The organism is Okeania sp. SIO2B3, from assembly GCF_010672525.1.
In the GTDB taxonomy this organism is placed as follows: domain Bacteria; phylum Cyanobacteriota; class Cyanobacteriia; order Cyanobacteriales; family Microcoleaceae; genus Okeania.
Window position 1 is genome coordinate 316,893 of sequence record NZ_JAAHGH010000002.1, and the last position, 21,729, is coordinate 338,621.

Below are 21,729 nucleotides of genomic sequence, written 5' to 3' on the forward strand. Positions count from 1 at the left end.
AGTGGCACTAAATTTCGGTTTTGCTGAACCAAGGGATGAATTTTTGTACTTCCTTTTTCTCTATAACTCCTCCCACACTCCCCACACTCCCCACACCCCCCACACCCACAAATTCATCCCGCACTCTATGTAACGCCTAAATTTCAGAACCTCTAGCTTCTTCAGCTTGAATGGTGTCAGGTGTTAAATGTCGCCATCTAAACCTTTGAGAAAATTGATGTGATTTCCCTTCCACAATATCTGCTGCTATTTCCCCTAATAAAGGTGCCATTTTAAATCCATGACCACTGCCACCGCTACTAACAGAAAGACCTTTAATTTCTGGATGGTTATCTATCCAGAAGTGTCCGTCAAGGGTATCAGTATATAAACATCTACGAGTATATACCAAAGGTGCATCTACCAGTTCGGGGAAAGTCATTTTCAGAAAAGACCGCATATTTTCCACTTCATCATCCTTAATTCGGCGATCGCTATTTTCGGGATGAAGAGGTACACCACTAGAATGTTTAGCTATCTTGACAACACCATATTTAGGCAAAAAAGGAAAACCATACCAACCAGAATTAGAAATATCGGCTGCAAAAACACTCAAATAGGGCGACGAAAAGTATTTAGGATTTTGAGGTTTTAACCAAAAAACAGGATGACCAGTGGTTTTCATGTAAGGTTGTAGTTCTGGTAAAAGATAGGGAGTATTCGCACCTGCTGCTACCAGCGCATGACCACATTGAAAAGTATTTCCCTCTCTAGTTTTGACTCCTTGTAGCTTCCCGTTTTCTACAATAAAACTTTCTGCGGTTTGCCCTTGGTAAATTTCAACACCTAAAGAACAAGCATACTCAGTTAGTTTTTCTACTACCAGTGAAGATTCTACATAACCTGCTTTCGGATTAAAATTAGCATCTATGTAAACCGAGTTATTCACCATTGGAAAACGTTCTTTAATACTTTCAGCATTCATTCTGTCTGGAGAATAACCACTTTCGATGAGATTTTGGTAACTAAATTTTTCAAAGCTGTGGCGATCGCTTTCTATTTTATCTTTACACAGCATTAAAAAACCTACTTCGTGATATAATTCTTCCCCAAAAAAATCATTCCATTCTTTCCAGCGATCGATACATATTTCTGCCATGCGGAAATATTCTTGATCGGAACCATATTCCATACGGACAACTTTAGTAATATCAGTAGAAGCTGCCAGATGATGAGGAATTGTATCTGGGTTAATAACTGCTACTTTGTGTTTTCTTTTCGCTAATTCTACAGCAGCAGTGATACCAAAGATGCCGCTACCTACAATTAGAAAATCATATTTTGTATTGGGATTTTTCATGAGTTTTTATGAATGTTAAACTGATTATGTTGAAAATATCAATTGTATAATTTTCCTATACTTAGATTAAGTCAAGTTTTGATAATTATTCTACTTCATAGTTAAATTATACTTTCAGCTTCAGAAACAAAATTAAATCTTTATAATCCTAATTTCACATATTCTTCTTCTATTTCTATACTGATAGATTTCCTTCCCAATTTTTGAGCGAATACAGATGTATTCAACAATGAATAATGAATAATGAATAATGAATAATTACCTCTCCTTGAAAGAAGAGGATTGACAAAGAGATGAAAATTTTCTTTATTATTCCCTTAAAAGGGGAGGCTTTAAACCACAATTTTTAGGTAAAAGTTCCTGCAAATAAATCTATAATTAAATCACCAGGACAACTAATTGCTCTAATAATTATTTCCAATAAAGCTTCTGGTTTTTGAGAGAGAGGAGTGGCAAATATTAGGTCAATACTACTGTCTTTATACACAATTATCTCAAACAGCGATCGCCTCTCCCCAAATAATTTTTTTTCTGCAAATTTCCAAATTTTCATTTGCTTTAGGAAGTAGGATACAGGGGTATTTTTCTAACATTATGGTTGTGACAAGATAAGAAAGAAAAAAAAGAGAAGATACAGCATTCAACCTTTGTGAGGTACACCCACGCGGGCAAGATGCCCACACTTAAATATTTAATTATTAATACCTGTACTTCCTTCCTTCTTCCTTCTTCCTTACCGAATAATTAACTAATTAATCATTAAATAATTCTGGTTTAAAGCCTCCCCTTTTAAGGGCAAAAAAAGCGGTTGAGGGATGGCGAGGTCCCCTCGCCATATCCAATCAACCAAGACAGCGGTCGTTTGCAGAGAATTCCGTAGGATGGGATGGATGGGTTTCCTAACCATATCCAATCGACCAAGAGAAAAGAAATAATATTTCCTTATATTCAATTCCGTAGCGGTTAAAACCCGGGGGTTGCACATTATGGAATGATATTGCCAAAAATTAGTTGAGAATTTGACTCGAAAAAACCTAATATAGTCATTCTAGAAATTCTTAAATCCAAAATTATGTTCATCAAAAATGTCAAATCATTCGTCACTGTGCAACACCAAAACCAGAGGTAATTATCAATTATCCATTATCAATTATCCATTAATGAATTCAAGCTTGATCACAAGGCTCAAAATCCAATAAATGGACATAAGGTTCAATTAACTCTGGACGTTGAAAGGCGATCGCTCGTAGTATAACAGAGTCTGGCTCAATTCCAATAGCATTAAATTCTTCGCGACTTACTTTGATTTCTATTTCGTAGTAATTTTGTATCTGCTCAGTAAATTGGGGGTAAATAACAGCTTGACAAAATCTATGATTATTTAGAGAAAATCATAGATTTAAGTAAGTTGGCATAAATAAACCAAACTATGTAAAGATAAGTAAATATGGATAATATATCTAATATGAGTGAGGAAATTTACATATAGGGGCTCGTTAACGCCTAGAGCAAAAGACGTAGTGCCATAGACAATTTTTTTAAAATGTTTTAATTATTCTCGACTTCCAAAATATGAGTTTGTGTACTATATTAACTTGGACTGGTTAGATAAAAATTATCCAAACAGCTTAAATTCAAGCAAAAAAATCTATGGTGAAATTCTCTTTAGAAACAATCAGGGCAAAATTTAGGAGAATATTAATATATGGTATTGGAGTTAAACTTCTTGGATATTATGAAAAGTTAATTCCTAAATATTCCTTGATTGGCGATACAGCATTTTTTGACTCTAAACAATTTGACTGGACAACTGAGATAGAAGCGAATTGGGTATTGATTCGCAAAGAATTAGATGAACTCCTCAAATACCGAGATAGTTTACCAAATTTCCAAGACATTTCTCCAGACCAAGCTGATTATACTAGCCCTGATGATTTATGGAAAACATTTTTTATGTATGGGTATGGTATTAAATCAGAAAAAAATTGTCAAAGATGCCCAGAAACAACTCGTTTAATCGAAAAAATTCCGGGGATGAAAACAGCATTCTTTTCTATTTTATTACCTGGTAAACATATTCCTGAACATCGAGGTCCCTACAAAGGAGTTGTTCGTTATTTATTAGCATTAAAAGTACCTGAACCAAAAGAAAAATGTCGCATTCGGGTAGGTAATGAAACCCGTAATTGGGAAGAAGGAAAAAGTATGATGTTTGATGATTCTTTTCCCCATGAAGCTTGGAATGAAACTGATGGTGTCCGTGCAGTTTTATTCTTAGACATAATGAGACCAATGCGTTTTCCTCTTTCAGTTTTTAATGAATTATTTATGAAACTCATCGCAATTTCTCCCTATATTCAAGATGCAAATATTAATCAGAAAAATTGGGCAGACCGTTTAGAAAAATTGTTTGCACAGGAACGTGAAAAAGAGAAAGTTTAAAGTTGAAGAAGGAAGAAGGAAGAAGGAAGAAGGAAGAAGGAAAAGTATTGTGTTGTCTGAGTTTTAGAGCTTCTCGATCTCTCCTAACTTTTCCTTCGACTGCCATAAACTAAACCAGTCATTTCAGTTATCAGTTATCAGTACCTCTAGTTAAATTCAGAAACTTGAAATATTGAACTTTATTTTTTCTTGGTTGATTAGATATGGCGAGGAAACCTTGCCATCCCACCCTTCGGGAAGCTGCACTAACGACCGCTTTTTCATCCCCTTGTAGAACGGTAGCTCGCGGCGCAGCCAAGGGAAGGCTATTGACCTTATTTTTTTGTCAAACTGAGCAAGACAAATTTGCCTAACTATTCTGTTACTACGGTAAGAATTTTTATTTTCTTCCAAACCAATAATAGGCATAATAGCTATAATTTTACTTGATTATTGATTGATGCCCTCAACTAAATTATAAACTCGATAGTATTTTTTAAAATTCAGAGGTTAAGTAAGGCGATCGCTATTTTTTTTGCTAGAGGTAAACTTTAAATTTTCAGCTATTTTATACTAATAATATTTACCGAAAAATTGTGGGTATGCGCCTCCCCTTTTAAGGGGATAAAAAATAACATATTTTTTCTGTCAAGCCTCTTTATTGCAGAGGTACTGAAGTCCGCAGTTCCTCCGGAGGAGGCTAACTGATAACTGATAACTGAAATGACTCCCATTTTTGTTCTAGATATCAAGTGTTTTGTATCTCAAATAACAAAAAAATAATTAGAAATTATTCATATATTTTAGGTAACTTATACTTAAGTTTATTTAATTAAAAACAAAACTAAAAAAATATATTTGGAGAGAGTAGTGGGTTACGATTTTGACGCAATAATTATTGGCAGTGGTGCAGGGGGAGGAACAATTGCCCATACTCTAGCAAAAGCTGGTAAACGAGTTCTCCTAGTGGAACGTGGCCCTAGATTTAGTGATGTTGAAGCCTTTCAAGATGAGCAACGAATGCTGATTAATAAAGAAGCTTTTGACGATCGCCAAATTCAAGTAAATGGACGTAGCGCCCAACTTCACATCGCAGGAATATTAGGTGGTGGAACATCCCTATATGGAGGGGTACTTATGCGCCCAAGTCCCTACGATTTCCATCCAGGTAAATTTTATGACCAATGGCTACCCCGTCATCTCTGGGATTGGCCAATCGCCTATGATGATATGGCTCCCTACTTCGACCAGGCAGAAGCTTTATTTAATGTCGCCGGGGATAAGCCACACAAAATGCTGAATATTGGTACGCCAAGTAATGGTTATCCGGCCACTGTTCCACCACTCGAACCAATTAACCAACAATTAGAAAAAGGTATAAAAGCTGCGGGACTAACTCCATTTCACCTCGCCTTCGGTATAAACTTCGATACTTGTCTACGTTGTTCTAAATGTCCTGGTTTCTACTGTCCTAATGAATCTCGTGCTTCTACAGTGATGCGTACTATTGATAAGGCAGCTCTTGATTATAACCTCAAAGTTCAAACTCTGACAGAGGCAGAATATTTAGTTACTAATACCAGTCAAAAAGTTACTGCTATTCGCCTTCGTTGTCGCAAAACTGGCACAGTTGAGGAACTCACAGCCAAAATTTATATTCTGTCTGCTGGAGCATTGGGTAGTTCAGTTATTCTGATGAAGTCTGGTTTAACAGGGCGTAGCGGACAAGTAGGGCGGAATTATATGTATCATTGTGGTGCTTTAGTGGCGGGATTATTCAAACAATCTACTGGTGGGGCGGATAAATTTATTAAACAGTTAGGGTTTACAGACCTCTATCTTGGTTCTAAAGAATTTCCACATAAATTAGGGTTAGCTCAAACTGTACCTATTCCCGGACTTCTTTCTCTACAAGAAAATTTTCCTGTGCCAATTCCTCAACCTATCGCCGAATTTCTGTTGAAGCGGATGTTGGTAATAACTGGTATTGTGGAAGATTTACCCCAAGAGGAAAATCGGATAGAAGTTGGTAAGGATGGGAAAATTCGTCTGTTCCACAAATTTCATTCTTATGATGTTTTTCGTTCTCGGTATTACATGAGTAAGTTAAAACGGGTATTTCGGTCGGCAGGAGCAGTATTATGCTTTGGGGCGATGGGACATAAAGATGATATTCATACATCCCACCAGGTAGGTACAACTCGCTTTGGTAAAGATCCAAATACATCTGTACTTGATCAAGACTGTCGTTTACATGACCATGAAAATGTCTTTGTTGTAGATGGTGGTTTTATGCCGAATGCTTTGGGTGTTAGTCCAGCTCTGACTATCTCAGCTAATGCTCTTAGGGTAGGGGATATTATGTTGCAAGAAGCGATAATTTGAGAACGGACGTTAACAAAGTCAGAAGTCAGAAGTCAGAAGTCAGAAGTTACGAGAAAGGAAGAATGAGAGTGAGAATTATCTGGGAATATTCCGGCATTTTATGTCTGCTTAAGGTGTATTTTTTGCTTTCTATTCTCCATTATTAATGAAAAAATTGCGGATAAAAATTAATTAAAACTCTTCATATTTTCCTTGCTCTAGCACAACTATAGAATTTTAAAGATTCAGTAAAGTTACGCATCAATATTTGAATTGAAGAAAAAAATTATGGTATTTAGGAGCACTTTTATGAAGATTCTGTGAAGTAATTCAGAGTTAGTAGGTACTTATTTAAAGATTCTGTGAAGTTATGATCAAACTCTTGCCATTTAGATAATGTCTGTGCCAGTATATTTACTGATAGGTTAATGACAGACTTTTTAGTTACTAAAACTCAAGCTAGTATAAATATCAGGAAGGAGAAGCATTTTGAATAATCAAGTAAACAAAAAAAATCTATTAAACTTTTTACGGTCGTAGACCGTAAAAAGTTTGGCTTTCTTAGGTGCTATTTCTGCTTTATCTACTAACTCTGTAGCTCAAGCTGCAATTCTATGGGATTGGTCATTTGGTGGTACTGAAACTGTTCGTTCTACCACCGATGGTGACATTTCCGACTTGGGTTCTGCAAATACTTTTATCTTTACTGATTTTGAAGTTCTTGCGTCTATGGAATCTTCTCTTGTAGGTGCTGATTTTATAAATGATCCCTTAACCATAATTCAGGGGCAACAAGGATTTGTCTGGGATGGTTCCCAAATTACTCAGCTGTTTAGAAATGGTAGTGCTTTTACCAATGGGACAAATTTTCATAGTGGTGACTTCAGATACACGTTTGTTGATAATTTCTCTCAATTCAGTGATAAAAGTGGTCTAAATATTTTTGCCAGTGAATCTGCTTTTACCCCAACTCCTTCTGCTCCAACAACTCCAGGTCCTAACCTGCAACCGGCTCCTGAACCTGCTACTCTTTTCGGGTTACTAACTTTTGGTGCAGTAGCTTTAGGTTCACGTTATCAACGATCTAAATAGACTTAATTTTTTTGCTGTTCAATTTCAGTATAATTAGGCTCGTAGTTGGGCTTTAGCCCCTAAAGCATTTTATTGCTCAACAAGCCCAACTACAAACAAAAACTTGATTATCATCTGCTGACATTAAATTTTCTCTGATATTTCAACTCCAACTTGCACATTCACTTCAACTGGTTGCTGTTGAGATTGTATAAATATTTTGCCAGAATTAGTATTTGAAACATCTTCTTGTTTTGAAATCCTCAAATTCAACTTCTCAGCTAATACATCCCGTTGATTAATCAAATAAATACTAACTAAAGTTAAACCAACTCCCACTGACTGTAACGAACTCAAAACTTCCCCTAAAAAGAAATTGCCAAACAATAAAGCAAAAATTGGAGTTAGAAAAGTTAAAGCACTTAAACTCGTAAGATTTCCAGAAGAAGCAAAATAAAAGAATAAACCATAAGCGATCGCGCTGCCAAAAATAGTCGCATAACCCATAGCTATCCAACCATACCCATCAATATTAACCCACTGCTGAGACTCAAAGCCTGCGGAAATAGCAAGTAATGGAACACCACCTAAAATTAAATGCCAAGCAGTTGCCATAACTGGATCGCTATATTTGCAAACCCAACGCACCAAAACTGTTCCTACTGCCATAGATAGAGACGCTAATAACATTAACCATTCTCCACTTTGAAACAGTGCACCCATTCCTAGAGATGCTTCTATTGTTTCTGGATGCAGCAAACTCCCGATCCATTCATCAGGTAAACCAATTAAACTTATACCAAAAACGCCAATACCTAACCCTAACCAACCCCAAAATCTAATTCTCTCTTGAAATAACCACAATGATAGAATAGCTACTGCCAAAGGTTGGGAGTCAATCATCACTGAACCCAAACCAGCACCAGTTCTGACTAACCCTTGAGCCAAAAACCCCTGAAACAAAGTACCATCTACTAAGGCAAATAATAAAATCCACAACCAAGCTATTTTTCCTTGTGGTTGAGGTCTTCCCTGAATCATTCCTACCAGTAACAGTAATATACCTGCTGGCAATATACGCATTGCTGCCATAAAGAATGGTGTTGTCTGAGGAATAACACCTTTCATCGCTACCATTGCTGTTCCCCAGAAGAAAAAGGGAGCAATTAGTAACAGTGGCGCAAAGGGGAGTTTTGAGTTAGTCAGTTTTAGCTGCATAGTCATTTCAGTTATCAGTTATCAGTTAGCCTTCTATCGGAGGAACTTCGTTATCAGTACCGACCGCTGTTTGCGCAGCATTCCGCAGGAAAGTCAGAGGCACCGAAATACTGAAGTTTAATTTTTTCTTCCCCTTGTAGAGCGACAGCTAGTGGCACAGCTAAGGGGAGGCTGTTGACCCTATTTTTTGGTCATTATTTTATATAATATTAAAATGTTATTTACAAATTGTAACATTTTTTCATAGAAGTATCCATTATTAAATTTATTGAATTAATAATAAAGCAAAATTTCAAAATATTCATTAAATATCATCTTGATTGACAATTTAAGTTGAATATGTTAATAATATAATTCAGATAATTTGTGCTATGATGAAATTTGACTTTTGACTGAATAAAAGTATGATTTGGCCATTTAAGCCTCGGTATCGTAAACAAATTGCCCGAATTGAAATTAATGGTGTTATCGCGAGCGACACCAGAAAAAGAGTTTTAGAAGCACTAAAAACGGTAGAAGAAAGAAAATTCCCTGGTCTGTTACTGAGAATTGATAGTCCAGGAGGTACTGTTGCTGACTCTCACGAAATTTACAATGCCCTGAAAAATTTGCAAGATAAAGTCAAAATTGTTTCTAGCTTCGGCAATATCTCAGCCTCTGGGGGTGTGTATATTGGTATGGGTTCTCAACATATTGTGTCTAATCCTGGGACAATTACAGGTAGTATAGGGGTGATTTTGCGAGGCAACAATATAGAACGTCTTTTGGAGAGAGTAGGGGTTTCTTTTAAAGTAGTAAAGTCTGGCCCATACAAAGATATATTAGCCTTCGACCGAGAAATGACAGACCCAGAAAAGCAAATTCTCCAAGACTTGATTGATAATAGTTATCAACAGTTTGTCAAAATAGTGGCTGAGGCGCGAAATTTAGCTGTAGAAACTGTAAGAAATTTTGCAGATGGCCGAATTTTCACAGGAGAACAGGCATTAGAATTAGGTGTGGTTGACCGTTTAGGTACCGAAGAAGATGCCCGTAAATGGCTTTGTGAAATGATTAAATTAGACCCAGAGAAGACTGAGAGTTGTACCCTAGAAAAACCAAAATCTTTAGTAAGTCGAGTTTTGGGTAATAATCAGGTATCATCAAAACTGTCGGCAGCTCAAAGTTTGGTAGAATTTGAAGTATCTACCAATGGTTTACCTTTGTGGCTGTATCGACCTTAAGTTAAAATAAAAAGTTGTTGATTGGGAGGATTTTGGCGTGGTGTGGCGAGTTCAAGCAATTCGTGGGGCAACTACTGTCTCAGAAAACTCAAAAGAAGCTATTCAAGAGGCAGTAACGGAACTACTAGATGAACTAGAGAACCATAATCAAATCGATCCAGGCCAAATTATTAGTACGACTTTCTCTGTAACTCGTGACTTGGATGCTATTTTTCCGGCTGCGATCGCCCGCCAACGTCCCAACTGGAATAATGTACCTTTATTAGATGTGCAGCAGATGCACGTTGAAGGTAGTTTAGAACGTTGTATCAGATTTTTGATTCATGTAAATATGCCAGAAACCCATGCCCAAAAAATTGTTCATACCTATTTGCGAGGGGCAAAAAAATTGAGACCTGACTGGCAGAAAGCTTGAAGAAGACAGAAGGCAGAAGGTAGAATTGCTTATTGATAGTCAACGACCAGTCACTCTGTATCTAAGAAGAACAAGCAATTTTAAGTATCGCAAGTGACGGTTTGGTATTAAATCCGCAAAAGAAAAAGAAATAGCAATAGTCTGGTACGGATTTTTTTCTACGCAACGCTACGAGAATGCCAACTTATTATTAATTATACCCAATATACTTAAGTGCAACTTTAGCTGCTTAGTTTCACTACACTCATTTTTTTTTGATAACCTTTTAGGAAAATAAGCTAGAGTTATTTATAATGCTCACTCTAAGTTTTTATTATATGAGGTCGCCATTTTTTTCCAATATTATTATATCTACCCTTATTGCCATAGTCGCTTGGCTCTGGAATAGCCCTGCTTTGGCCGCAATTCCAGTCCAGCTATACGACCTGGAATACAAAGAATGCCCAGCTAGCTTAGAAAAAGGAATGATTTCCAGTGGCTCTAGTATGACAGCTAACTGTTTTATTATCGGTGGTAAAGCCAAAAATGCTTCTGATAAAACTTTATATGATGCTGATGTGTATGGACGTATTTATGATGCTGATAACAATAATGTTATGCAAAATCGTACCAGACTTGGGTCAATTGAAGAAGTCCCACCAGGTGTCACTGATTTTGAAATCAGAGTTTCCATACCAGCAAATCTGCCTACTCCATTGAAACTTAAACAGTTTAAATCATCTGGCTTTTCTCATAAAGTTCGATGGCAAACCATAGAAGAATTTGATGGATTTTAATTATTGAAGGCAGGTTGAGTTTTAAGAATTAATGTCTTTTTTCAATCTGCCTCAAAGTTTTTTTTAACTCCCCCGGCGGGAAGTCCCGCGCTCTCCCGTAGGGGAGCGTCGTATGGGAAAGCCGGGCGTTATGTGTGTGGTTCGTCCTGATTTTCTATATACTTCTTTAGCACTGAAACACTGACGCCAACCGAACCCGCGCCGCCGAAAGGCGCAAGGGAACGCGGAGCAAGAAACGGACGTGGAGGCAAGTGTAACCCACCCCCATCCCCTCCCGGGAGGGGAGCAAGAGGGGTGGGTGCAGCAGCCTGTGAGATGTCAACCCGCTGAGGAGTTACGGCTCGGCAGGAATACCTGCGCCTAACAGCCGGGGAGGATGTCAATTAAGAGCAATTTTCCCACCACCAACTGGAACAACTATGAAATGAGTCTGAGAACCAGAATATTGGTTTTGTAGTACTACAGTATCAGGAATAGGAGTAGAACCCAAAGTTTCTTGGCAACCTCTACATCGAGCCATAAATGTTCCAGTGTCAGCAACTTGCAAAGCTACTTTTCCTCTGGGAAATGAGCTGTCTTGGCTTTGTGCTAATGGTGCAGTTAAAGTTAGAGGTCCAATAGCTGCGAGAGTTAATGCTAATCTAAACCACTTTTTCATTTTTGTATACTTTGTTACCAATAAATGTTGAAAAAAGAATCAACTTAATGGACGAGTAACCACGATTACTTCTATCTTATCATAATATTTCACTTTATCCTAAAATTCTATTTCGTTGAAGTATTTTTATTTTGAGCTTTCAGAAATGAAGCAATTTTTTAGACCTAATTAGGGTTTGCTGAAAAAGTCTTTTTAAGGAGTATATAAAATCTCTTGATACTAATTTATCCTGTAAAATACTAAGTAATTATTAGGAAGCTCAAAGCTGATAGCTGACCGCTGAATGCTCAAAAATATTAAAAGAATCCGCAGAGTTTCAATATCTTAATTTTAATTCTTAAAATATAGACTGTTACTTCTCTAAGTCAGGATTTGAAATTAATGGCACGTTTAGCATTACTCAGTACATCAGATAAAACAGGTCTCATTGATTTAACAAAAAGTCTAGTTACAGAATTTGACTATGAAATAATTAGTAGTGGCGGTACTGCTAAAACTCTGAAAGAAGCAGGAATTTCTGTGACAAAAGTATCTGACTATACGGGATTTCCAGAAATTCTTGGAGGTAGGGTTAAAACATTACATCCTCGGATTCATGGAGGCATATTAGCAAGAAGAGATTTAGAGCAAGATATAGAAGAATTAAATGCTAATAATATTCGACCCATTGATTTAGTTGTAGTTAATTTATACCCCTTTGAACAAACAATTTCTCAACCGGGAGTTACTCTAGCAGAAGCAATTGAAAAAATTGATATTGGCGGACCTGCAATGTTAAGAGCTTCAGCTAAAAATTTTGCTCATCTGACAGTTTTATGTAACCCTAATCAATATAATTCATACTTGGAAGAACTACGGAAAAATTATGGTGAAATATCATTAGAATTTCGTCAAAAATGTGCCTTAGCTGGATTTAAACATACAGCAACTTACGACCAGGCGATCGCTACTTATTTACAAGGGCAAGAAACAACTTCTGAACAGGAGAAAGAAACATTTTTCCTCTCTGGTAAAAATATTAAATCTCTGCGTTATGGAGAAAATCCTCATCAATCTGCAACTTGGTATCAAAGCGGAATTATTCCTAGTGGGTGGGCGGCAAGTAAAATTCTTCAAGGTAAAGAATTAAGTTATAACAATTTGGTAGATTTAGAGGCAGCAAGACGTATTATTACGGAATTTTCTGATGCTCCGACTGTGGCAATTCTTAAACATACAAATCCTTGTGGAATTGCAATTAGTGAAACTCTTTTGGAGGCTTATGAAAAAGCTTTTGCTGGAGATTCGGTTTCTGCTTTTGGGGGAATTGTTGCTTTGAATAAATCTATTGATGCTCCTACTGCGACTGCTATGACTAAGACTTTTTTAGAGTGTGTAGTTGCTCCGGGATGCGAACCAGAAGCGGAGGAAATTTTTCAGAAAAAATCTAAGTTAAGAGTGTTAATTTCACCAGATTTAAAACAGAGTCCGCCGGAAACTATAAAGGTAATTGCTGGTGGTTTTTTAGTACAAGCTGCTGATGATGCAGTAGAAAGTTCAAGTGATTGGAAAGTTGTTACTGAAAAACAACCGACTCCGGAAGAAATGGAGGAATTAATGTTTGCTTGGAAGGTGGTAAAGCACGTTAAATCTAATGCTATTGTGGTGACTAAAAATTTGGCAACTGCTGGTATTGGTGCTGGTCAAATGAATAGAGTTGGGGCAGTAAAAATTGCTTTGGAGCAAGCAGGAGAAAAGGCTATTGGAGGAGTATTAGCTAGTGATGCTTTTTTCCCTTTTGATGATTCGGTAAAAACAGCAGCAGCAGCAGGAATAACTGCTATTATTCAACCTGGAGGTAGTATGCGAGATAAAGATTCTATTGCTGCTGCAAATGAGTTAGGTTTGGTAATGATACTAACTGGAATGCGTCATTTTTTACATTAGAAAATGAATTATAAGTCTAAGCATTTCCTGCAGAATGCTGCGCAAACAGCTATTGTTCAATAATTGATAATGGATAATTGATAATTACCTCTCCCTAAAAGAAAGAGGATTGAATAAAAGGAAAATTTTTTCTCTCTTGGTCGATTGGATATGGTTAGGAAACCCATCCATCCCACCCTACGGGAAGCTGCGCTAACGACCGCTTGTTTCTCCTTTAAAGGATTTAAATCTTAATTATTCGGTAATTAATAATTGCTTTTAAGGTTTGGAAAGGGGACTTTAGCAGTAACTTTTTATTCTTTCTCAATTTCAAAGATTGCTTTTAGTCATAGCCAAAATTAATGGCTGATAGCTAATAGCTGACGGCTAAATACTTACTTATAAATAAAAGTAAGATGGGTAAGTTTTGACAATGAGCTATGAATAATTAATAATTACCTTTCCTGAAAAGCAGATGATTGACTAAAAGGATTTTTTTCTTTGTTTTTCCTTGATGCGTAGAGGTTTTATAGCAATTTAATGTATAGCAGTTGAAAGAAAGATTAGGAGATATCAAAAGCTGAAAATTCAGACAAGTAAGATTTTTCCTTATTCCTTCTTCCTTCTGTTATAAAGTTGCACAGAATAAACTTAAGTAGAGCATGGTGAATTATTACTACTTTTTTTGATTATTTATCCCTTAATTTTCAGATAGTCTACACAACTTAAATAGAACTGGTATCTGAGTAGAGTCTGTGAGAAAATTCTTGTTAATTGTTTTTCTAGGAATTTATGGCAATGATACTTTCAACAATTAATAATTAGGGTTTGCGTATGGAAAGTATGAGTGCTAGGGGTAGGAGTCAACCCACCCCTAACCCCTCCCAGGAGGGGAAGTTAGGAGTCAGGAGAAACGGGGAATTTAGAGGAGGTAGAAGTAAGAATTATCCCTCAATTTTTCTGTCCTTGATTTGCCCAAAATGCTAACTTTTTGAACGTTTTATACCAAATTGATAAATGTTTGCTACAAATATCTAGGGTATTTATTAGGAGTCAACCCACCCCTAACCCCTCCGAGGAGAGGAAGTCAGGAGTTAGGAGTCGTATAGGAATAGCTTTAATACCATTTTTTACGGCTTACATTATCTTTTTTTCTCAAAGGGACATCTCCTATCAATTATTTTTATCGCTCTTATTATTCGTAACATTCTTTCTTCAAATTGGTATTAGACCAAAACAAGCGCACTTTTTTGGAATTTCAGAAGGCTAAAACTTTTATCTGTCAATGCTTTGATAACTAATCAGTAAACCCTAATTAATAATTCACAATTACCTCTCCTTGAAAAGAAGAGAATTGACTCAAAGGAAAAATTTTTCTTGTTGATTCTTTAAAGGGAATAAAAAGCTGTCGATATTCGGAGTTTCTCGTAGGGTGAGATGGTGAGAAAATCTCGCCATATCCAATCGACCAACAGAAATAAAATTCAGTATTTAAAGCCTCCTACTTTAGTAGGAAATGCTTACGGAGATACTGTTAACTGATAACTGATAACTGATAACTGAAATGACATTTACTCCACCACAAAATTTACCTCAAGAAGTAAAAATTAACCTCTTATTAACAGGAGGACATCAATATACTATTTATCTCAAATCTGATGCACCATTACTCCAACTTTTAGCCAAAACACTATTATCTAAACATCAAAAAACAGAAAATTCTACTCTATTTCAAATTCCTATAGGAGAAGGTCATTCTGCTTTATGTTTTCCTAGCGAACATTTAGTCGGAATGGTGACGGAACCACCAATATATTTGCAGCATTTACAGTCACAAGATACTCAATCTAATATCAAAACTTCTACTCCTCCTCCTCCCTCTACAATAGACAATTTAGAATCTCGTTATTTACTCATAGAAAATTTTCTCACCCAATCAGAAAATCAACAACTATTTAATTATGTTTTGCAAAGACAATCTGATTTTGTACCAACTACAACATCAACTAAGGCAGAAAATTATCGTCGCTCTTTAGTATTGCACTCGTTCCCAAAATTCAGAGAATTAATAGTCAACAGAATTCAAGAAGTTTTACCTGATGCGTTAAAACAGTTAAATATTCCAGAATTTTCAATTGCCGAAATTGAAAGTCAGTTAACAGCTCATAACGATAATAATTTCTATAAAATTCACAATGATAATGGTTCTCCGGATACTGCTACTAGAGTTTTTACTTATGTTTATTATTTTTATCAAGAACCAAAAGCATTTACAGGTGGTAATTTAATAATTTACGATAGTCAAATTAAAGGAAAATATTATGTGAAGGCTGACACATTTAAAACTATAGAACCTAAAAATAATAGTATTATATTTTTTCTAAGTCGTTATATGCACGAAGTTTTATCAGTAAGTTGCCCCTCTAAAGCTTTTTCAGATAGTCGATTTACTATTAATGGTTGGATACGGAGAAATAATTAATAATGAATAATGAATAATGAATAATGAATAATGAATAATGAATAATGAATAATTACAGCATATTTCGGGCAAACAAAAAGTAAGCATTTCCTGCGGAATGCTGCACAAACATCACTTTTCATTGTCCTTGAATACTAATTCCTTCTTCCAAGATAATGACTTAATAACTCATAGCTGATATCTGATAGCTGACTGCTGAATGCTTGCATATTATGCTGTCTGAGTTCTCAGCTTTTGATATATCTGCGCCTTTCCCTTCGACTACTATATAATTCACCAATAAATAATCTATTAGCTGCCTTAAAATTTATTTGATATTGAGTCTTTAAATAGTAAAAGATTCTAAATTTAAATTAATCAAGGAATAAAAAATAAAACAATGACCAAGGTTAGCTGAAAGGACTATTTCATTGCTAACTTTTCATTCTCCTTGAATACTAATTCCTTCTTCCAAGATAATGACTTAATAACTAATAGCTGATAGCTGACTGCTGAATGCTTGCATATTGTGTTGTCTGAGTTCTCAGCTTTTGATATATCTGCGCCTTTAGCTTCGACTACTATATAATTCACCAATAAATAATCTATTAGCTGCCTTAAAATTTATTTGATATTGAGTCTTTAAATAGTAAAAGATTCTAAATTTAAATTAACTATGGTACTTTATTTGTAACTTTTGATGATCAAACTTGATTCTCATGACATATCTATAAATTGGTATAACTAATGATACTTAGTGACAAAAATAATCAAAATCTGATTAAATCAAAATGTGTAAAAATTGAGAATTTTTTAACAGAAGTAGAAAATCAAAAAATTCTAGCATCTGTAATTAAACTAGAAGCATATTTTGAAAAAAGTACTACTAGCATCAATGACCCTGAATTTCGCAAATCAAGAGTCTTACATTTAGCGCCTATTTCCAAAGCTAGAATTAGTCATCGAATTAAGTTAGTTTTACCTCAAGTTTTATCTAAACTGAGTCATAAAATATTTCCAATAGCTAAAATAGAAGCGCAAGTAACAGCTCATAATCATGGTCATTATTATCAAGCTCATAATGATAATGGAATGCCTGAAGTTGCGAAAAGAGAAATTACTTACATTTATTATTTTCACCAACAACCTAAAAATTTTTCTGGTGGAGAATTAGTGCTATATGATGGAAAAATAGATAATAATTATTATACTCAGGCAAATTCATTCAAAAAAATTGCACCTATAAATAATACTATTATTTTCTTTCCTAGTCGTTATTGGCATGAAGTTTTACCAGTAAATTGTCCTTCTAAAACTTTTGCAGATAGTCGCTTTACTATTAATGGTTGGATCTGGAGAAATTAAACAGTTAAAGAAGGGAGTAGGGAGTAGGGAGTAGGGAGTAGAAAAGAAGAAAAACAACTGTGCCTCAGTAACTTGATAAACGCTATATTACCTAAAAATTATGGTATAAAGCACCCTCCTTTTAAGGAGATAAAAAAATAGAATATTCGCCAAGGTCAAGCTTCCTTATTACAGGAGGTATTGATAACTGATAACTGATAACTGAAATTACCTTCTTTTATTCTCCATTTATATCTCAAATGTCAACTTTGTATATGCTAAAATGCTAGGGTGCATCTCATATTTGCAAAAATACTTTTTTCCTATATATTCCCTGTTACCTGTTCCCTGTTCCCTGTTCCCTAAAAGCGATAAATTTTTGGCTTTATTCAAAATTGAGATGCACCCAAATGCTATTTCTGAAACCAGAGAAATTATAGAATTATGGCAAGTAGATTTCCAGCAACTAAAATGTTTAATCTGTCTAGTAAACCAACTATTTCAATGCAGATGATGTGGGTGGGCTTAATCATTACAGTTTTATTTATATTAATTGCTATTTTATCTCCACTTTTAGAAAATTTAGACTTGCTCCAAGACCCCCAGGAATTTCTCAGTAACCCCATTCATCAATCACCATCTTTTGAACATTGGTTTGGCACAAATCGTCAAGGTTATGATGTATTTTCCCGAACATTATTTGGCGTACAAGTTGCTTGGCAAGTTGTAATTTTAGCCACAGCATTAAGTTTAATTATTGGCGTACCTCTAGGAATGGTAAGCGGTTATCTTGGCGGTAGAATTGATAAGATTTTAATATTTTTTATGGATACCGTTTATACTTTGCCAGGATTATTACTTTCAATAACTCTAGCTTTTGTCGTGGGAAAAGGAATATTAAATGCAGCGATCGCTCTGAGTATTGCTTATATTCCACAATATTATCGAGTAGTTCGTAACCATACAGTTAGTGTAAAAAATGAACTTTTTATTGAGGCAGCAAAAGCGATGGGTGCTAATACTTGGAGAGTATTAACTCGTTATTTATTTCTTAATGTTATTCAGAGCGTACCTGTGTTGTTTACTCTTAATGCTGCGGATGCAGTTCTAGTATTAGGAGGATTGGGATTTTTAGGATTAGGATTACCTCCTGAAACTGCTGAATGGGGAAATGATTTAAGGTTAGCTTTAGATGCTTTACCCACAGGTATTTGGTGGACTGCTTTTTTCCCTGGTTGTGCTTTAACTTTAATGGTAATTGGTTTATCTTTATTAGGGGAAGGATTGAATGAATTTGTTAATCCTAAGTTCAGAAATTAATGAAGAAGGAAGAGGGAAGAAGGAAGAAGGAAGAAGGAAGTAAAAAAGAAGGAAGAAGGAAGAAGGAAGAAGGAAGGTTGATTATTAATATTTTGTTGTTTTAGATATTTTATAAGTCAAGGGTAGTAATGGCAGTTGTTATCAAACCTAGTATTGGACTGTTTAATCTTAAATGTTGCAATCGCAAATTTTTAACAGATAACTTCTTCTATAGCGTTTTCAAAGGAGAAGGCAGAAAGAAGAAGGAAGAAGAAAGGTTGATTATTAATATAGAGTTGGTTATTTACTAACAGTAAAAAGTCTGGCAAATCTTCTTAACTGTTCCTAGATGAGCTGTTGTCCGTTGCCTAAAAGCGACCAGGTTTTTTACGCAACTCAAATGAAATTACTATAGCTATAATGACAAATCTAAAGCACTATTTTAGCTGAAACAGTTTACCGAATAATTAAGGTTTAAACCCTCTCCTTTAAAGGAAAAAAAGCGGTTGAGGGATGGATGGTTTTCCTAACTATATCCAATCAACCAAGAGAAGAAAAAATTTTCCCTACCGCGTCAATCCTCTTCTTTTTAAGGAGAGGTAATTGTTAATTATTGCTCTGCTGATTAAATCTAAAAGTATTGACATATAAAAATAAGTGCCTTTTTGGGGTCGAATTGCAGTGCAAATTTTTCAGTTCTTCATACTCATACATATTAGTATTTTAGGCAAGAGTTGGGCAGAAAAATCCCAAATTGACAATTCTTACTCCTACCTCCTCGCTAATTCCCATTTCTCCCCTCCTGGGAGGGGGAGGGGCGAGGGGTGGGTTGTCTCCTGTCTCCTACCCCTACTAAAAGACTTTTGAGGGCAAACCCTAATTATTAATTATTAATTATTAATTAATTACCATCTACCAAAAGCACCCCATACTGCCCCAGAAATTATGCCCCAAATTGACCCAATACCTGCACCAATAATTACTCCTCTAAGTAAAGTAACTTGACGAATAATTCCTAAACTTAAAAAGAAATCATCTCCCATAGTTGTAGACAAAATAGCTCCAATAATTCCCCAAGCGATCGCCGTCAAAAAACAACCCCAAATTGCACCTAAAATTGCACCTCTTATCCCAATTAATTCTAATGCTAAAGGTAAAGGAGGAGCCATAATTAATCCACCTAATATAATTCCAGATATTGCTCCACCAATAGCACCATTACCACCACCAAAAATTACTGTAGCTATTAATAATTGAGGCAAGTTACTAGAAGTAAGATCAATATTTGTTTGACTCCAAAACAGTAGACAAACTGTGGCAATTATACCTACAATCGTGCCAAAAAAAGAACCCCAAATTGCACCTAAAATTGCTCCCGACTTACCCCAAATTCTCACACCCCCCAAAAACATAGGAGGTTTAAATAGACTCCAAACAAAACCAAAAGTTGCTCCCATAAATGCTCCTGATATATATGCTCTACCAAAATTAGCATCCCGATTTAATATTGCTAACATTAATCCTCCTATAGCACCGCCCAGGAAAAACCCACCAACAATTCCAAATATTATATAATTTTTGCTAGATTCATCCTGTCTTCCCATTAATGATTTCCAAATTAAGCTAATAATTGTACACCACAAAATACCCATTAATAATGCACTGACAATAGTGACTAAATTTTGATTAATTCCTATAGATAAACCAGCTAAAGTAGCACAAAATAAAATACCCCAAATAGTACCACCAATTGTGCCCCAAATTATCTTATGAACTATATTTGTCCGATCGCTAGGTAACTCTCTCATAATTTTTATTGTTGCTACAGCATGAAGGTTTTAAATGTTAAGTTTTAGGTAGATAAACTTTTTTTACCTCATACCTAATACCTAACACTTACAACCTTATTTTCAATTTAAGCTACTACTTAAAATCTTCTCCAATAAAGTACTAGAAATCCTGAAAAATTATCTTTACTATCAGGAATTAAAGCATAACGAGACCTACTACCACAACGCCTAGTACCAATCTTCCAAGAACCTCCTCTTACAACTTTATATAAATTTTTTTCATATTCTCAAATCCTACCATTTGATGGTGCAAAATTATAATTACCATATAAGCACTCAGCTTTTAGCTGTTTCATAAATAATTAATATACACTCTCCCTCGTCAAGGTCAGTTTTTTTCCAATACTTTTAATTATCCTTAAATCTATCAGCTATTAATTTCTGCTCAAAAAGCAATAAATTAATAGCTGATAGTTGATAGCTGAGTGCTGAATTATTACTTTGTAATTGCTACTATTTCTCTAAATATTTCACTGTATAAATATTCTTTGATTAAAAACATTTTTAGACGTTGCTTTTAAGTTTTATGGTAAGCATTTCCTCCGGAATGCTGCGCAAACAGCCGTCAGCTATCAGCCAGCCTCCTAGGTCGGAACTGCGAACTTCAGCTATTGCTTCTTTTTAGTTCTAGATAAAAGCTTTACTAATTGAGTGAGAATTAAATTTTACTCCTAAAAACTGGCTTGAAAGTCTATATATTAAAACCCTCTTATAAGAGCTGAGAGCTGACAGCTAATAGCTGTTTCGGAGCATTCCGCAGGAAATACTTACGTTTTATGACCTCATATTATCAACTTTTAATGTTTGAAATTCAAAAGTATTATTTGAAGCGTTAGTAATTCTTGATTTTAGTTCACTCGCATAATTTTTATACAAAAACACACTACCACTCAAACTAAAATATATTATGCATAAGCTCAAAAAAATTATACAATCTCACCGGTCGCTCATACTGTTATTTGATTAAGTTATGGATAAGCTATTCCACATTTTAACTAAGTCAGAAGTTGTTTTTGTAACGGGAATTTGACCAAGCATCCAAAAACATTTCACCTTAAAAAGCGGGGTTTTAGACCCAATTATTTTGATAAACTGTAAATCTAAACCTAGAGTTGAAAAATAAAAAAGTGCTAATAGCTTAAAAGTTTTTCTCTATTATCGAATAATTAAGGTTTAAACCCTCTTATTAGTTGAATAAATAAAGCAAACAATCCTGTTCCTCAATCAGATCCATTTTCAGAAAAAGTAATTATTAATTCTTAATTGTTAATTATTAATTGTTGAACTGGAGTAGTTATCTGAACTATTACCAAAATCAATCTATATGAGCTTCCGCAAAATATAAACAGTTTTATATGTAAAAATTTTGATAATTATTATTGATA

At 35.2% G+C, this 21,729-nt stretch carries 19 protein-coding genes; 11 read left to right on the top strand and 8 right to left on the bottom strand.

Annotated features, from left to right (window positions below; all coding sequences use genetic code 11):
• Nucleotides 1-136 precede the first annotated feature (136 nt).
• The 3 genes from F6K15_RS02505 to F6K15_RS38040 form a co-directional block, all read right to left on the bottom strand.
• Nucleotides 137-1,339, bottom strand: a complete 1,203-nt coding sequence (locus F6K15_RS02505) for an FAD-binding oxidoreductase (protein ID WP_293056642.1) — start codon at nt 1,337-1,339, stop codon at nt 137-139.
• A 346-nt stretch (nt 1,340-1,685) separates the two neighbouring features.
• A complete protein-coding gene (locus F6K15_RS02510) occupies nt 1,686-1,892 on the bottom strand; it encodes a DNA methyltransferase (RefSeq protein ID WP_293056644.1) in 207 nt (68 codons plus the stop codon).
• A gap of 613 nt (nt 1,893-2,505) precedes the next feature.
• Nucleotides 2,506-2,694 carry a DUF2555 domain-containing protein gene (locus F6K15_RS38040; protein WP_363267199.1) on the bottom strand — a complete coding sequence of 63 codons (189 nt, stop codon included), beginning with the start codon at nt 2,692-2,694 and terminating at the stop codon, nt 2,506-2,508.
• 295 nt (nt 2,695-2,989) lie between these two features.
• On the opposite strand from F6K15_RS38040, the gene F6K15_RS02520 reads away from it, so the two are divergent.
• Nucleotides 2,990-3,781 carry an aspartyl/asparaginyl beta-hydroxylase domain-containing protein gene (locus F6K15_RS02520; protein ID WP_293056646.1) on the top strand — a complete coding sequence of 264 codons (792 nt, stop codon included), beginning with the start codon at nt 2,990-2,992 and terminating at the stop codon, nt 3,779-3,781.
• A 156-nt stretch (nt 3,782-3,937) separates the two neighbouring features.
• Here the strand turns inward: F6K15_RS02520 and F6K15_RS02525 are convergent, their stop codons facing one another.
• Nucleotides 3,938-4,189 (bottom strand): hypothetical protein, encoded by a 252-nt coding sequence (locus F6K15_RS02525; RefSeq protein ID WP_293056648.1) that lies wholly within the window; start codon nt 4,187-4,189, stop codon nt 3,938-3,940.
• A 429-nt stretch (nt 4,190-4,618) separates the two neighbouring features.
• On the opposite strand from F6K15_RS02525, the gene F6K15_RS02530 reads away from it, so the two are divergent.
• Both F6K15_RS02530 and F6K15_RS02535 read left to right on the top strand, forming a co-directional pair.
• Entirely contained in the window at nt 4,619-6,145 is a 1,527-nt protein-coding gene (locus F6K15_RS02530; protein WP_293056650.1) for a GMC family oxidoreductase N-terminal domain-containing protein, read from the top strand.
• A 531-nt stretch (nt 6,146-6,676) separates the two neighbouring features.
• Nucleotides 6,677-7,216, top strand: coding sequence for a hypothetical protein (locus tag F6K15_RS02535; RefSeq protein ID WP_293056653.1), 540 nt, complete (start codon nt 6,677-6,679; stop codon nt 7,214-7,216).
• Between the two features lie 123 nt (nt 7,217-7,339).
• Here F6K15_RS02535 and F6K15_RS02540 read toward each other — a convergent pair whose 3' ends face one another.
• Nucleotides 7,340-8,413, bottom strand: a complete 1,074-nt coding sequence (locus F6K15_RS02540) for a DMT family transporter (RefSeq protein WP_293057135.1) — start codon at nt 8,411-8,413, stop codon at nt 7,340-7,342.
• A gap of 404 nt (nt 8,414-8,817) precedes the next feature.
• Between F6K15_RS02540 and sppA the strand changes: the two genes are divergently transcribed.
• From sppA to F6K15_RS02555, 3 genes are all read left to right on the top strand, one after another.
• Nucleotides 8,818-9,636 (top strand): signal peptide peptidase SppA, encoded by an 819-nt coding sequence (gene sppA / locus F6K15_RS02545; RefSeq protein WP_293056655.1) that lies wholly within the window; start codon nt 8,818-8,820, stop codon nt 9,634-9,636.
• Between the two features lie 37 nt (nt 9,637-9,673).
• Nucleotides 9,674-10,051 carry a chorismate mutase gene (gene aroH, locus F6K15_RS02550; RefSeq protein ID WP_293056657.1) on the top strand — a complete coding sequence of 126 codons (378 nt, stop codon included), beginning with the start codon at nt 9,674-9,676 and terminating at the stop codon, nt 10,049-10,051.
• A 317-nt stretch (nt 10,052-10,368) separates the two neighbouring features.
• Nucleotides 10,369-10,827 carry a hypothetical protein gene (locus F6K15_RS02555; RefSeq protein WP_293057138.1) on the top strand — a complete coding sequence of 153 codons (459 nt, stop codon included), beginning with the start codon at nt 10,369-10,371 and terminating at the stop codon, nt 10,825-10,827.
• A 379-nt stretch (nt 10,828-11,206) separates the two neighbouring features.
• On the opposite strand, the gene F6K15_RS02560 is transcribed toward F6K15_RS02555, so the two are convergent.
• On the bottom strand, nt 11,207-11,485 hold the full coding sequence (locus F6K15_RS02560) for a hypothetical protein (protein ID WP_293056659.1): 279 nt from the start codon (nt 11,483-11,485) through the stop codon (nt 11,207-11,209).
• Between the two features lie 381 nt (nt 11,486-11,866).
• Here F6K15_RS02560 and purH point away from each other — a divergent pair, with 381 nt between their 5' ends.
• Both purH and F6K15_RS02570 read left to right on the top strand, forming a co-directional pair.
• Nucleotides 11,867-13,411 carry a bifunctional phosphoribosylaminoimidazolecarboxamide formyltransferase/IMP cyclohydrolase gene (purH, locus tag F6K15_RS02565; RefSeq protein WP_293056661.1) on the top strand — a complete coding sequence of 515 codons (1,545 nt, stop codon included), beginning with the start codon at nt 11,867-11,869 and terminating at the stop codon, nt 13,409-13,411.
• A gap of 1,543 nt (nt 13,412-14,954) precedes the next feature.
• Nucleotides 14,955-15,872 carry a 2OG-Fe(II) oxygenase gene (locus tag F6K15_RS02570; protein WP_293056663.1) on the top strand — a complete coding sequence of 306 codons (918 nt, stop codon included), beginning with the start codon at nt 14,955-14,957 and terminating at the stop codon, nt 15,870-15,872.
• A gap of 402 nt (nt 15,873-16,274) precedes the next feature.
• Here the strand turns inward: F6K15_RS02570 and F6K15_RS02575 are convergent, their stop codons facing one another.
• Nucleotides 16,275-16,445, bottom strand: a complete 171-nt coding sequence (locus F6K15_RS02575) for a hypothetical protein (protein ID WP_293056665.1) — start codon at nt 16,443-16,445, stop codon at nt 16,275-16,277.
• A gap of 153 nt (nt 16,446-16,598) precedes the next feature.
• On the opposite strand from F6K15_RS02575, the gene F6K15_RS02580 reads away from it, so the two are divergent.
• The 3 genes from F6K15_RS02580 (at nt 16,599) to F6K15_RS02590 (ending at nt 18,805) form a co-directional block, all read left to right on the top strand.
• Entirely contained in the window at nt 16,599-17,216 is a 618-nt protein-coding gene (locus F6K15_RS02580; RefSeq protein WP_293056668.1) for a 2OG-Fe(II) oxygenase, read from the top strand.
• Nucleotides 17,217-17,639: 423 nt separating this feature from the next.
• A complete protein-coding gene (locus F6K15_RS02585) occupies nt 17,640-18,515 on the top strand; it encodes an ABC transporter permease (protein ID WP_293056670.1) in 876 nt (291 codons plus the stop codon).
• Between the two features lie 128 nt (nt 18,516-18,643).
• The gene (locus F6K15_RS02590) at nt 18,644-18,805 is read left to right on the top strand and encodes a hypothetical protein (protein WP_293056672.1); all 162 of its coding nucleotides are present in this window, start codon (nt 18,644-18,646) and stop codon (nt 18,803-18,805) included.
• A gap of 594 nt (nt 18,806-19,399) precedes the next feature.
• Here the strand turns inward: F6K15_RS02590 and F6K15_RS02595 are convergent.
• Nucleotides 19,400-20,302 carry a hypothetical protein gene (locus tag F6K15_RS02595; protein WP_293056674.1) on the bottom strand — a complete coding sequence of 301 codons (903 nt, stop codon included), beginning with the start codon at nt 20,300-20,302 and terminating at the stop codon, nt 19,400-19,402.
• Nucleotides 20,303-21,729: the final 1,427 nt, after the last annotated feature.